General features: G+C 37.9%; 10 protein-coding genes. 8 read left to right on the top strand and 2 right to left on the bottom strand.

Annotated features, from left to right (window positions below; genetic code table 11):
• Positions 1-8: 8 nt before the first annotated feature.
• Together RCG22_RS05605 and splB are read left to right on the top strand one after the other, a co-directional pair.
• A complete protein-coding gene (locus RCG22_RS05605; protein ID WP_308106090.1) occupies positions 9-278 on the top strand; it encodes a transcriptional regulator SplA domain-containing protein in 270 nt (89 codons plus the stop codon).
• Positions 271-1,299 (top strand): spore photoproduct lyase, encoded by a 1,029-nt coding sequence (splB, locus tag RCG22_RS05600; RefSeq protein ID WP_308106089.1) that lies wholly within the window; start codon positions 271-273, stop codon positions 1,297-1,299. The genes RCG22_RS05605 and splB overlap by 8 nt, the downstream gene beginning before the upstream one ends.
• A gap of 33 nt (positions 1,300-1,332) precedes the next feature.
• Here splB and RCG22_RS05595 read toward each other — a convergent pair whose 3' ends face one another.
• Both RCG22_RS05595 and RCG22_RS05590 read right to left on the bottom strand, forming a co-directional pair.
• Positions 1,333-2,937: an MDR family MFS transporter gene (locus RCG22_RS05595; RefSeq protein ID WP_308106088.1), complete on the bottom strand. Its 1,605-nt coding sequence runs from the start codon at positions 2,935-2,937 to the stop codon at positions 1,333-1,335.
• A 112-nt stretch (positions 2,938-3,049) separates the two neighbouring features.
• Positions 3,050-3,910, bottom strand: a complete 861-nt coding sequence (locus tag RCG22_RS05590) for a TetR/AcrR family transcriptional regulator (RefSeq protein ID WP_308106087.1) — start codon at positions 3,908-3,910, stop codon at positions 3,050-3,052.
• A gap of 155 nt (positions 3,911-4,065) precedes the next feature.
• On the opposite strand from RCG22_RS05590, the gene RCG22_RS05585 reads away from it, so the two are divergent.
• The 6 genes from RCG22_RS05585 to sat all read left to right on the top strand — a co-directional run bounded on the left by RCG22_RS05585 (position 4,066) and on the right by sat (position 13,962).
• Positions 4,066-7,230 (top strand): efflux RND transporter permease subunit, encoded by a 3,165-nt coding sequence (locus RCG22_RS05585; RefSeq protein ID WP_308106086.1) that lies wholly within the window; start codon positions 4,066-4,068, stop codon positions 7,228-7,230.
• A gap of 254 nt (positions 7,231-7,484) precedes the next feature.
• Entirely contained in the window at positions 7,485-9,434 is a 1,950-nt protein-coding gene (gene ltaS, locus RCG22_RS05580; protein ID WP_308106085.1) for a lipoteichoic acid synthase, read from the top strand.
• Between the two features lie 128 nt (positions 9,435-9,562).
• Positions 9,563-11,593, top strand: a complete 2,031-nt coding sequence (locus RCG22_RS05575; RefSeq protein ID WP_308106084.1) for a YhgE/Pip domain-containing protein — start codon at positions 9,563-9,565, stop codon at positions 11,591-11,593.
• 173 nt (positions 11,594-11,766) lie between these two features.
• Complete coding sequence (locus RCG22_RS05570; protein WP_278251573.1) at positions 11,767-11,922, top strand: YezD family protein; 156 nt, start codon at positions 11,767-11,769, stop codon at positions 11,920-11,922.
• An 83-nt stretch (positions 11,923-12,005) separates the two neighbouring features.
• A complete protein-coding gene (locus RCG22_RS05565; RefSeq protein ID WP_308106083.1) occupies positions 12,006-12,722 on the top strand; it encodes a phosphoadenylyl-sulfate reductase in 717 nt (238 codons plus the stop codon).
• Positions 12,723-12,813: 91 nt separating this feature from the next.
• Positions 12,814-13,962, top strand: a complete 1,149-nt coding sequence (gene sat, locus RCG22_RS05560; protein ID WP_308106082.1) for a sulfate adenylyltransferase — start codon at positions 12,814-12,816, stop codon at positions 13,960-13,962.
• Positions 13,963-13,974: the final 12 nt, after the last annotated feature.

Genomic DNA, 13,974 nt, shown 5'->3' with positions numbered 1-13,974 from the left:
ATCCAGATATGAAAGGATTAGGTGAATCTATGTCGTCATATCAACCAGGACAAATCGTCTACATTATTATTCGGAATCCACATACCCAAGATGTAGCCAATGTTCAACAAGCGGCGGTTGTACAAAATCCTGATAACCCTGAGCAACTTTCACTTTTTATCTATGAAACCTATTATCCCTTAACGGAGGAAGTAGCCGTCTATTCATCTGCGGAGGAAGCAGAATTTGCCTATCAAGATGCATTTGGTATATCAGAGATGGAGGGTTATTATGGTTAAGCCCTTTGTTCCGCAGCTCGTTTATGTTGAGCCTAAGGCATTAGAATATCCACTTGGAAAAGAGTTAATCACTAAATTTGAGAATATGGGAATTGAAATTAGGGAAACCACTTCGCATAATCAAATTCGAAATTTACCTGGTGATAATGATTTTCAAAAGTACCGAACGGCAAAATCTACCCTGGTGATCGGGGTAAGGAAAACATTAAAGTTTGATACATCTAAACCCTCTGCGGAATATGCCATCCCGTTTGTGACTGGCTGTATGGGGCATTGTCATTATTGTTACTTACAAACAACAATGGGCAGTAAACCCTATATTCGTACCTATGTGAACCTTGAAGATATATTCGAGGCTGCTGATAACTATATGAAAGAACGTGCGCCTGAACCGACGAGGTTTGAAGCCTCATGTACATCTGATATCGTAGGTGTAGATCACCTCACCCATACATTAAAAAAAGCGATTGAGTTTTTTGGACAATCGGAATATGGCAAGCTTCGTTTTGTAACCAAATTCGCCCATGTGGACCATTTGCTTGATGCTAAACATAATGGAAAAACCCGTTTTCGCTTTAGTGTCAATGACGATTATATTATCAAGAACTTTGAACCGGGAACATCTAGACTGCCCGAAAGAATAGAGGCAGCAGGCAAGGTGGCCGGAGCCGGTTTTCCGTTAGGATTCATTATTGCACCGATATACCTGCACGAGGGATGGAAGGAAGGATATAAGGAAATGTTAGAAAAGCTGGAGGCCGAACTTCCGGAGTCAGCTAAAAAGGATTTAACCTTTGAAATGATCCAGCATCGGTTTACAAAACCAGCGAAACGTGTCATTCAAAAAAATTACCCGATGACAAAACTTGAATTAGATGAGACCAAACGCAAATGGAAATGGGGACGCTACGGCATCGGAAAATTTGTTTATTCAAATGAGGAGCAAGAAGATATAAAAGGTACGCTTGGCAGCTATATTAACACGTATTTTCCTGAAGCTAAAATAGAATATTTCACATAGAGAAAGAGGGATTCCTATGAATCCCTCCACATTTTATGATTCAGTTGCATCTTGATTAAATGATGTTACTTGTTGTTTGCCGCCTTCATTAAGCTCACTATCTCTTTTTATACGACCCTTACCAACAGCAAGAGCAACCAAGACTCCGACTGCAATAAAGATGAGACCTGTCAAGAAAACAGTGGAAAATGAATCAGACCAAGCAATTTGAATAGCATGAATCACGCTATTTTGAATGTCTTCAGGCATTTTTAAAAGGCCTGGATTAAGCAGCAAACTAAACAATGAATCTGTTTTTTCAGAAAGTGCTGTTAGTGCTTGGTGAGCAATTGGATTTTCAGTATTATTCGCAGCATTCACCATTTCACCTTTCAGTGTATGATTCATGATCGAGTTCAAAATGGTAATCCCAATCGTTCCGCCTATCGATCGGAAGAAGGTGGAGGCTGACGTTACCGTTCCAAGCTGAGACTTGGGAAACTCATTTTGGATGGCAATCATTAAAGTCGGCATTACTAAGCCCATCCCTAAGCCAAGAACCACCATATAGGCATAGGCCGTAAATTCGTTTGAATCGATGCCCATGGTACTCATTAAAAAGAATCCTAAAGCAGCAAGCAGCATTCCCGCGGTTAAAACTGAACGGAAGCTAAATCTTAATAATAACTGCCCGCCAACAACACTTGCAGCGATCATAGCAATCATCATTGGTGTCATCGTAGAACCAGCTTGAGTAGGTGAAACGCCTAGAATACCTTGCATGTACATTGGTACGAACATTATGGCACCAAACATACCAAGGCCAAGCAAAAACCCTAACCCATTCATTGTGGCAAAAATACGATTTTTAAATAAAGAAAGATCCAAAATCGGTTCTACTGCTTTTCGCTCGATCCATCCGAATACAATCAGTAGTAAAATAGAACCACCGAATATTAGGAAAGATGTAGCTGAGGCCCACTCAAATTTATCCCCGCCGAATGTTAATCCGAGTAACAATAATACAATGGCAGGTATTAATGTAATAATCCCTAAATAGTCGATATTTACTTTGCCCTTATTTGCAACCGACTCGTTCTTTAATCCCATAAAAATTAGGATCGCGGAAAGTAATCCAAAAGGAACGTTAATTAGGAAAATCCAGTGCCAGCTAATACTATCGACAATAATTCCACCTAAGAAAGGACCGATGACTGAACTTAATCCAAAGAGGCCACCAAAAATTCCTTGCCACTTCGCTCGTTGCTCAGCTGTAAAGATATCCCCAATAATCGTTTGCGATAGGGGCATAATCATCCCGCCGCCAATCCCTTGAAGACCTCTATAGATCACAAGCTGTTCCATTGATGTTGCAGTAGCACACAGTCCGGAACCAATAATAAAGATGATTGTTCCAAGTAAATAGAGGAACCGTCTGCCATATAGGTCAGATAATTTCCCGACAATCGGGACGACCGTTGTTGATGTAATCATATAGGCTGTTGTAACCCAAGCAAAAATGGTAAAGCCGTTTAACTCTGAAATAATCGTTGGCATAGCCGTCCCAACGATCGTTTGTTCTAATGCGCTGAAAAACATACCGATAATGAGGCCGGTTATGATTAATTTTGTATTAATGCGTTTTTCTTCAATCACCATATTTATATCTCCTATCTAGATGTTTGTAAAATCGAATCTGTCATAAAATATACAATAAAACTGGCCGGTCAGTCAATAAAATTTATAGTTAAGGATATTTTTAACATATCCTCTATATTTCAAGTCCATAAAAAGCAGTTATTTCCTTCATGTATTTTTCAAGTGGGGAAATTCCTTTGAAATTTGATAGCATCCCTTTAATGACTGGGAGACGGGGGTTCTGTTTGTTCATTTCCTCTTCAAGGACATCAAGTGAGATTTCTAACGGTTCTCTATTTTCCATCTGATTGATTTCATTCCTCAAGTTTTGGACGGAAGTATGGATATCAGCTGGTTCAGAAAAAAGTTTCGAGTTTTTTATTATTTTCCCAAGCTTTTGCTCAGTTAAGAAAGGTTCTTCGTTGGTCATTTCTTTGGCAATACTATCCATCCTTTTCATTAAAAAGTGGGATAGTTTTTCAATTTCAAACTCAGCTGGTTCAAGAATCAATAATCCTACATACGACTGAAACAAACCTTCAAGAATTAAGGCTAAATCAATTGAAAAAGGCTCAACTTTCTGGCCATAAATTGATACTAATCCTTTACGGTATAATAAATGTGATTCAAAGCGCTTTTTAAAGAAAAGTTTTTTGATATTTTCATTCCTTGGGATTGCCTGCTCTTTGGAGAGCATAATCATAAACTCTTTATGACCAATAAAGGTTTTGAAAAAAGCAGTGATTTGCTTAATGAATTTTTCACGAGGGGATAAATCTTGATTTTCAAAAACTAATCGGCTTGCTTCAATCGTTTCAAATATATATTCCAGAATTGAGAGTAATAATTCATCCTTTGACTTAAAATGTAAGTAGAAAGCTCCTTTAGAAATATTACTTTCAGTAGCAATTTCTTGAATAGACGTGGAGGAAAAACCTTTCTGAGCAAAAAGCTTCATCCCTGATTTGATAATTACTTTCTCCTTTTCTGTCAAAATAAACCCTCCATTAATAGATATTACTTGGTTGAAATGTGTGTAATTGTTGACGAATGACCAAATGGTCAGTATTATTGAAATTGTTGTGACCGCTTAGTCAATCCTATTTGAATCTGTACAAAATGTCAACATGGTATAAGAAGGAGACAAAAATGAAGAAAATCATTCAATTTTCATTGAAAAATAAGTTTGCTGTATGGCTGTTAACTATCATTATTACAATTGCTGGATTGTATTCAGGGATGAACATGAAGCTAGAAACGATTCCAAATATCAGTACTCCGCTTGTTACAGTCATGGCTGTTTATCCGGGTGCCACACCAGAACAAGTAGCGGAGAGTGTTACTATACCAATTGAAAAAAGAGTTGAGAATTTAGACGGGGTTTCGGTTGTAAGTTCCTCTTCGTTTCAAAACGCTTCATCCATCCAAATTGAGTATGATTTTGATAAAGATATGGAGAAAGCACAAAACGAAGTTAAAGAGGCATTAAGCAAACTTGAACTACCTGATGGAGTAGAGGAACCCAAAGTTTCCCGTATGAGTTTCTCTGCTATTCCGATTATGTCTTTAAGTATCACCAATAAAGATCAGTCACTAGCTGAATTAACAAAAACAGCAGAAGATGAAATTGTCCCGGAACTTGAAGGGATAGAAGGGGTACAAACCGTCCAAATATCTGGACAGCAAGTCAATGAAGTCCAATTGAAATTTAACGAAACAAAGCTGAAGGAAAATGGTTTAACAGAAGATACAGTTAAAAATTTAATCAAGGCGTCCAATGTAACATTTCCTTTAGGTTTATATACATTTAAAGATACGCAAAAATCAGTGGTCATCGATGGAAATGTGACAACAATCAATGATTTAAAAGCGATTAAAATACCTGTCATTCCTTCTACAAGCGATCAGCAAGGAATGACGGGTGGTCAACCAAGCCCAGGACAACAAATAGGCATGACAACTGGCCAAGTTAGCCAAGGCACTCAACCATCACAGGGTTTGAATGGGATTCCAACGATTGAACTAAAAGATATTGCAACCATTAAAGTAGTAGGGAAAGCCGAATCGATTTCCAGAACGAATGGTAAAGAATCGATTGGTGTTCAAGTTACTAGTGCACAAGATGCAAATACAGTGGATGTGGTTAATGCAGTAAAAGAAAAACTAAGCGGTTTTGAAGCGAAAATTGATGGGTTAAAAGTAACAACAATTTTTGATCAAGGAAAGCCGATTGAAGAGTCCGTTTCAACGATGCTGAATAAAGCAATTTTTGGTGCAATTTTTGCGATGATTATCATTTTGATATTTTTACGAAATTTCCGGACAACGATCATTTCAGTGATCTCCATTCCTTTATCAATATTAATCGCGATATTACTTCTTAAACAAATGGATATCACACTAAATATGATGACCCTCGGGGCGATGACAGTTGCGATTGGTCGAGTTATTGATGATTCGATTGTGGTCATCGAAAATATTTTTAGAAGAATGTCTATAAAGAATGAAACATTATCAGGTAAAGAATTAATTGTGGCAGCAACTAGAGAAATGTTTATGCCGATTTTTTCTTCAACCATTGTCACTATTGCTGTGTTTCTGCCATTAGGATTAGTAAAAGGCCCGGTTGGGGAGATGTTCTTACCATTTGCATTAACCATTGTCTTCGCCTTAATGGCGTCTCTGTTAGTTGCGATTACGATTGTTCCGATGATGGCTCATTCCTTATTTAAAAAGGGGATATCGTCGAAACAGGTGCATGTTGAGAGCAAACCAGGTAAATTAGCTTCAGGTTATAAAAAGGTCCTTAATTGGTCATTGAACCATAAAATCCTTACTTTTGGGTTAGCGATTCTACTATTAATAGGCAGCTTGTTCCTTGTACCGGTCATTGGGGTCAGTTTCCTGCCTTCCGATGAGCAGAAAATGGTAGTTGCCACATACAAACCAGCACCAGGTCAAACACTGGATGAAGTCGAGCGGATTGCAACCGATGCAGAAAAATTTTTAGAAGAAAGAGCAGGAGTTAAGACCATACAGTTTTCTGTCGGCGGAGAGAATCCGATGAATCCGGGTCAAAGTACTTCAGCGATGTTCTTTGTTGAATATGATAAAGATACGGCAAATTTTTCAAAAGAAACGGAAAATGTGATCAATGACTTGAAAAAAAGAAAAGTTAAAGGGGAATGGGCAAGCCAGGATTTCTCTGGTATGGGTTCATCCAATGCTCTAACGTTTAATGTTTATGGCGACAATATGGATGATATTGAACCCGTCATTAACAAGATAGCGGAAATCTTCAATCGAAACGAATCACTTCGAAATGTGAAAACGAGTATCTCAGATACGTATGAAGAATACACATTAGTCGCAGACCAGGAAAAATTAAGTCAATTAGGTGTTACTGCTGCACAAATTGGGATGAGGTTAGCAGGAAATGGCCAACGTCAAGTATTGACTACAATTGAAAAAGATGGCAAAGAAATGAATGTCTATTTAGAAGTTGAGATGGATAAGTACAAAAGTATTAACGATCTTACCAAACAAACCATTCAATCTCCGCTTGGAATGGAAGTCCCTATTAAAGATGTTATTAAATTAAAAAAGGGAAATACATCCGATACGATTACCAGACGTGACGGTCGAATTTATGCAAGTGTAAGTGCAGAAATCACTACTAAAGATGTAGCAAAAGTTTCTACTGCTGTTCAAAAGAAAGTAGATCAATTAAAAACTCCATCAACTGTGGATATTTCTGTCGGCGGGGTTTCTAAAGACATTGCTGAATCCTTTACACAGCTAGGCTTAGCAATGCTTGCTGCGATTGCGATTGTTTATTTAGTTCTCGTTATTACGTTTGGCGGAGGTTTAGCTCCGTTAGCCATTTTATTCTCCTTACCCTTCACAATTATCGGCGGCCTTCTAGGTTTATTGATTTCCGGTGAAACATTAAGTGTTTCAGCGATGATTGGTGCCTTGATGTTAATTGGGATTGTTGTAACGAATGCCATTGTCTTAATTGATCGTGTCATTCATAAAGAAAATGATGGGTTATCAACAAGAGAGGCAATTCTCGAAGCAGCTGGCACGCGGGTTCGTCCCATTCTAATGACAGCCATTGCTACAATAGGGGCCCTCATTCCACTAGCATTTGGCATGGAGGGAAGCGGCCTTATTTCGAAGGGGTTGGGTGTCACGGTCATTGGTGGTTTAACAAGTTCAACACTACTTACTTTAGTGATTGTACCGATTGTTTATGAAACGCTAATGAAAATGAAGCGAAAAGAGAAAAAGCAGGTAGACAAAGCTTTATAAGTGAATGAAAATGAATAGCAGCTGATTCGACTGTTTTTGTTAACAGAAGAGTCAGTTGCTTTTGTTTTTTTAGAGCCTTGACATTTAAAAAAAAGAGAGTATAGTAATGTTCTTGTGTTGACCATATCTAATTTTTTTAAAAATATTCATGGATTGTTCATATTTAACTGTTAAGATAGATGTTAGACTATTGGAAGCAGTATTTAAAATAATGACTTAAATTATATAATCATAGATTACAAGGCAGGTGCATTATGAATAACTTATTACAACGTGGTCAAAGTATTTTTAATAAATATGTTGGCTTTTTCTTTTTGACTGTATTTTTCCTGTGGATCAAAACATATATCGTTCAATTAACACAGTTTGACTTAGGAATAGAAAACACACTCCAAAAGTTTCTATTATTTATTAACCCACTTGGTTCAGCGTTACTTTTTTTAGGCGTTGCATTCTTTTTTAAGGGTAGAAAAAAGTATATTGGGCTAATTGTACTAGATTTTCTTTTATCGTTTCTTTTATATGCAAATGTCTTATTTTACCGATTCTTTAGTGATTTTATTACCTTACCGACTTTAACCCAAACACAAAACTTTGGGGATGTAAGCGGCAGTGTGACATCTCTATTAAAACCATATGATATTTTATTCTTCCTTGATGTCATTGTATTGGTTGCCTTATTAGTATTCCGTTTTGTGAAAATTGACGTTAATGATATGAATCGCGGGAAGGTGGCTGCCCTATTTTCAATGGCGCTTGCCATTTCTAGTGCTAACCTGGCTTTGGCTGAAACAGACCGTCCTCAATTATTAACAAGAGGATTTGACCGAAATTATATTGTGAAATATTTAGGCATGTACAATTACACCATTTATGATGCCGTTCAAAGTACAAAGGCATCAGCACAAAGGGTTATGGCAAGTAGTGATGATATTACGGAAGTTGTTAACTATACAAAATCGAATTATGCAAAGCCAAATCCAGCTTACTTTGGGGCTGGAAAAGGAATGAATGTTATCTATTTACATCTCGAATCGATGCAAAACTTCCTTATTAATTACAAATTGAATGGGGAAGAGGTCACACCGTTTTTAAATTCATTAACGAAAGACCAAAATACACTTTACTTTGATAATTTCTTCCATCAAACTGGACAAGGTAAAACATCGGATGCTGAGTTTATGTTGGAAAATTCTTTATATGGCTTATCACAAGGCTCAGCCTATACGACAAAAGGGTTAAACACCTATGAGGCTGCTCCAGCAATCTTAGGTCAACAAGGCTACACTTCAGCAGTGTTCCACGGAAACTCAGGAAGCTTCTGGAATCGTAATGAAATTTATAAATCATTAGGCTTTAACAAGTTCTTTGATTCAAACTATTATCAAATAAATTCTGCTGATCTTGCAGAATACGGGCTGATGGACAAGCCTTTCTATGAACAATCGATTCCTCTTTTGGAATCTTTACCAGAGCCATTCTATACAAAATTCATTACCGTATCGAATCATTATCCGTATCCAATTAATGAAGAAGATGCAACGATTGCACCAGGTACAACGGGTGATAAATCGGTTGATGGCTATTTTCAAACGGCACGATATGCGGATGAGGCCTTGAAGCAATTCTTTGACTATCTGAAAAAATCAGGTCTGTACGATCGCTCTATTATTGTAATGTACGGGGATCATTATGGTATTTCTGAAAATCATAATAATGCCATGGCGCAGGTAATGGGAAAAGAAATTACGCCTTTTGAAAATACTGGATTACAGCGCGTCCCATTATTTATTCGGGTACCAGGTATGGAAGGTGGAGTAAATCACGAATATGGTGGTCAAATCGATCTTCTTCCAACACTTCTTCACTTGCTTGGAACGGACACAAAAGAATATGTCCAATTTGGAACCGACTTATTATCTAAACAACATGATGATGTCGTGCCTTTCAGAAATGGTGACTTTGTAAGTTCAACGATCACTGCTATTGATGGGAAATTCTATGACTCCAAAACAGGCTTGAAATTAGATGAATCGAAAAATGAAGAAGCAAAAAAAGACCAGAAAATCGTTGAATATAAATTAAAGCTATCAGATAAAGTCGTGAATGGGGATTTATTACGCTTTTACAAACCCGAGAACTTTACCCCTGTTGACCGTTCACAATACAACTATACCAATGATGAGAAAGTTGTTTCTAAATAAATTTTAAGCTGCCTGGGATCTTATTCTCAGGCAGCTTTTTTACATTTATCCTTCCTTTTTATCTTGAATTATTAATTTCAAATAGTGTAATGCTATAGACAATTAAAAGATTGATAAAGGGGAGGATTATGATCGGAAAGGTTTGGCACATTTATAAAAATGATTGGAAAAATATCTTTAGTGTTCCTACTGTCGTGTTGTTAGTTATCGCGCTAATGATCCTCCCATCTGCTTACGCCTGGATTAATATTAAGTCAATGTGGGACCCTTATGGCAATACAGCCGGGATTCTTGTAGCTGTTAGCAATGAAGATGCAGGGGCTGAAATTAGAGGAAAGAAAATAAATGTTGGAAACGATACGGTAAAAAACCTAAAAAAGAATCACCAGCTTGGATGGACCTTTGTTAATCGGAAAAATGCCGAGAGTGGAGTTGAGAAAGGAAAATACTATGCCTATCTCATTATTCCAAAGGATTTTTCAAAGAAACTTACGAGTATCTTAGAATTGAATCCACAAAAACCAAATATTGAATTTACTGTAAATGAAAAAATCAATGCCGTGGCCCCGAAAATTGCGAGTTCTGGTGCATCAAGCGTTACAGCTCAAATAAGCCAAGCTTTTATTAAAACAGTCGGAGATGCTATTTTCTCGGGATTTTATAAAGGTGGGATTGAACTTGAGAAAGCATTACCCTCTATTCGTGATGTGGAAGAACAGATTTTTGAGCTAGAGAAGGCTCTGCCGGAAATTGAGAAAATGGGGAAAACGGCGATTGAACTCGAAGCAAGGCTCCCTGAAATACAGGCCAAGGGTCAGAAAATTATTGAGCTTGAACAAAGAATTCCCGAAATCCAGCAGGCTGGCAGCAGTATCTTAAAGGTTGAAGCGAGTTTGCCGCTTATAAAGGACGCAGGGGAGAAAGTGATAGCATTGCAGGGGAATCTTACTGATTTGCAGCGATCAACGGAAATTATCGGTGAAGTCGTTTCGAGTTTAACGGAGATCGAAACGAATCTCAATCAAGCGGTCGAAAGTGTAAAGGAAACAAACCAGGTGGATACCACAGCAAATCAAAAACAGTTAGTTCAATTATATGACGAGTTAGTAAAAATCCATTCTGGCATTCAGGAAACTCGACCGGGCATCCAGCAGAAGGTGGATGAAGTATCAAGAGGAATAAATTCAGGAGCCTTATTTATTAAAAATGATTTGCCGAGGGTAGAACAAAAATTACATGCTGCTGCCGATTTTGTGCAGAAGGATTTGCCAAAAGTGGAGGATGACATTCGAAAAGCAGGAAATCTTGTACGCACAAGGCTTCCTGAACTTGCAAAGGGCGTCCATAAAGCAGCGGATTTAGCTAGGAATGACTTACCTGGATTCGAAGCTAAAATTAGGAGTGCAGCTGCTAAAATCCGTAGGTATGAAAGCAGTGTAAATATAAACGATTTAATTGAATTTCTTAAACATGATCCTCAAAAGGAAAGTAACTTCCTATCAAGTCCTGTGTTATTGAAAACGAAACGGCTATTTCCTATCCCAAATTATGGATCGGCGATGACACCTTTTTATACGATGCTAGCACTATGGGTTGGAGCTACCCTCCTGATTGCCTCCTTAAAAGTAGATGCAGATAATCCTGAAAATAAATACAAAAGCTATCAACTCTATTTAGGGAGGCTGTTAACATTTCTGACGATAGGAATTTTCCAAGCGGCCATTATATCCATTGGTGATTTGTTTATCATTCACACCTATGCAGTCGACAAACTTTGGTTTGTACTATTTTGTATGTTTATCAGTATGGTGTTTGTAATAATTACCTATTCTCTATGCTCGGTGTTCGGAAATTTAGGAAAAGGTTTAACGATTCTTTTCCTCGTGCTGCAAATTTCTAGTTCTGGTGCAACATTCCCGGTTAGTTTGACCTCTTCCTTTTTTCAAAAGTTAAACCCCTTCATGCCGTTTACGTATGCCGTGAGTATGCTGCGGGAAACGGTTGGTGGAATGATTAATGAAGTGGTTGTTAACGATTTCTTTTATCTGGTTATCTTTGTATTGATTAGTTTTCTTATGGCAATGGTGTTAAAAAAACCTTTAAGCAATCGGATTGAACAAACAGCAGAAAGAGCAAGAGCCTCAAAGATTATTCCTTAGTTCGATAATAAATAGATTTTCTAAACTAAGAGGTGGACAATTGTCTGCCTTTTTTACATTAAAATTATTCATTATTTTTTCAAATATTATAATAAATTATATTGACAATTCCTATGCGTATGGTAGGATTAATTCTAATAATAAAATGAAGTTTTTTAAGGGAGGCGAATCAACTGCAAGGTTCAGAATGGCAAGATGTGCGTGAACATATTGAAAGTATGTTGGATACATTAAAATTTGGTTCTATAACGTTAGTTATTCAGGATGGGAAAATAGTACAAATCGAGAAAAATGAAAAGGTTCGCCTGCAATCCAATAAAATTCGCTGATTAGACTAACTACTAGAGGCGGTCCATCTTCCCCTTCAGAGGGAGGGAAACTGCCTTTTTATTGATAAAGGGGGTACAAGTGGATGACGAAGGTTGTCACTTATAATAATTGGAGTGAAATCTCTGAAACTTTCTCAATTCAAGATGAGACAAAGGGTGCCAGGTCTGTATTAGAGTGGGCATATAGCAATTATCCTGAAGGGAAAATTATTTATGCATCCAGTTTTGGTGCTGAGGCCATAGTATTAATCGATTTGATTTATCAAGTAAAAAAGGATGCTCAGATTGTTTTCTTAGATACGGGTCTCCATTTTCCTGAAACGTATGATGTTATCGATAAAATTGAAGCTCGTTTTCCAGAATTACAAATTGAGCGAAAAACACCGGATTTGAGTTTAGATCAACAATCCGCCGAATATGGCTCAGCATTATGGAAAAGGGATCCAAACCTATGCTGCCAAATAAGAAAGGTCATTCCACTACGAGAAGCATTGACACCAAGGGACGCTTGGATTTCAGGTCTACGTAGAGAACAGTCTCCAACAAGGAAGGACACGCAATTCGTTAACAAGGATGATAAATTTCAAAATATCAAAATCTGTCCATTAATTCACTGGACGTGGGATGAAGTTTGGTCCTATATCAGGGAAAAAGGCCTCCCATATAACGAATTGCATGACCATAACTATCCTAGTATTGGCTGTTTCCCGTGTACACAGGCTGTTGGAACTGATGGTGATTCCCGAGAAGGCCGTTGGTCGGGCAGCGGTAAAACGGAGTGCGGTTTGCACTCTAAATAAAAGCATCATTGTAGAAGAATTTAGTGACTGCTGCTTTAGAAGGTGCAAAGGTAGCGACTAATTTAAAACATAAAGAGAAAGGTTGATTAATATGTCATACTTACCAAAACCTCATGGAGGAAAACTTATTCAAGCGTTTGACCCCAATTACGATCTATCCACGATCGAAAAGGAAATTGAAATTGATGCAATTGCGTTAAGTGATCTAGAATTAATTGGTATCGGATTATTCAGTCCTTTGAAGGGGTTTCTTGGGCAAAAAGACTATGAATCTGTTGTCACCACTATGCGTTTAGCAGACAATACCATCTGGTCGATCCCGGTTACACTACCTGTATCTTTTGAAGTAGCTGAAACACTTGTAGTAGGTGAAGAGTACAAACTATCATATAAAAATGAAGTCTATGGTGTTATTAGAGTTACAGAATGGTATGAACCTGATTTAGACAAAGAAGCACTTGAAGTATATAAAACAGAAGAACTTGCACATCCTGGTGTAAAACGTCTCTACGAAAGAGGACCTGTATACGTTGCAGGGGAAATTGTACTCGTGCAAAAATCAGAAAAAGGAGTATTCGGTGATGTCTGGTTTGAGCCGAAAGAAACACGGGCCATTTTTGAAGAAAAGGGATGGAAGACTGTTGTAGGTTTCCAAACAAGAAATCCTATTCATCGTGCACATGAGTACATTCAAAAAGCTGCTCTTGAAACGGTCGATGGCCTGTTCGTCAACCCGCTTGTTGGCGAGACAAAGTCAGATGACGTCCCTGCAGAGGTCCGCTTAAAAAGCTATCGTGTTTTACTAGATAACTATTATCCGAGCGAACGTGTTCAACTGGGTGTTTATCCGGCAGCAATGAGATATGCAGGACCAAGGGAAGCTATTTTCCATGCACTTGCCCGTAAAAACTTTGGCTGCACCCATTTTATTGTTGGCCGTGACCACGCCGGAGTTGGCAATTATTACGGAACCTATGATGCCCAGCACATTTTTAGTAATTTTACAGAAGAAGAGTTGGGTATTAAGCCTTTGTTCTTTGAACATAGCTTCTATTGCACGAAATGTGAAGGAATGGCTTCCGATAAAACTTGCCCGCATAGCAAGGAAGACAGAGTGATTCTTTCAGGTACAAAGGTGAGAGAGATGCTTCGCTCGGGTGTACTGCCACCATCAACCTTTAGCCGTAAAGAGGTAGTTGAAGTACTAATTGAAGGCATGAAAGAAACCGCAACCGTGTAAGGAGGAAACAAA

Source organism: Neobacillus nitrireducens, assembly GCF_030915405.1.
Classification (GTDB): Bacteria; Bacillota; Bacilli; order Bacillales; family Cytobacillaceae; genus Neobacillus.
Note: the sequence above shows the minus strand (reverse complement) of the source record. Positions and strands in the feature narration are given on the sequence as shown.

Bases quoted from the DNA above. Each gene is read 5' to 3' on its own strand.
- sat (WP_308106082.1), top strand. From the start codon at position 12,814: ATGTCATACTTACCAAAACCTCATGGAGGAAAACTTATTCAAGCGTTT.
- RCG22_RS05575 (WP_308106084.1), top strand. From the start codon at position 9,563: ATGATCGGAAAGGTTTGGCACATTTATAAAAATGATTGGAAAAATATC.
- RCG22_RS05605 (WP_308106090.1), top strand. From the start codon at position 9: ATGAAAGGATTAGGTGAATCTATGTCGTCATATCAACCAGGACAAATC.
- ltaS (WP_308106085.1), top strand. From the start codon at position 7,485: ATGAATAACTTATTACAACGTGGTCAAAGTATTTTTAATAAATATGTT.
- RCG22_RS05585 (WP_308106086.1), top strand. From the start codon at position 4,066: ATGAAGAAAATCATTCAATTTTCATTGAAAAATAAGTTTGCTGTATGG.
- splB (WP_308106089.1), top strand. From the start codon at position 271: ATGGTTAAGCCCTTTGTTCCGCAGCTCGTTTATGTTGAGCCTAAGGCA.
- RCG22_RS05595 (WP_308106088.1), bottom strand. From the start codon at position 2,937: ATGGTGATTGAAGAAAAACGCATTAATACAAAATTAATCATAACCGGC.
- RCG22_RS05565 (WP_308106083.1), top strand. From the start codon at position 12,006: ATGACGAAGGTTGTCACTTATAATAATTGGAGTGAAATCTCTGAAACT.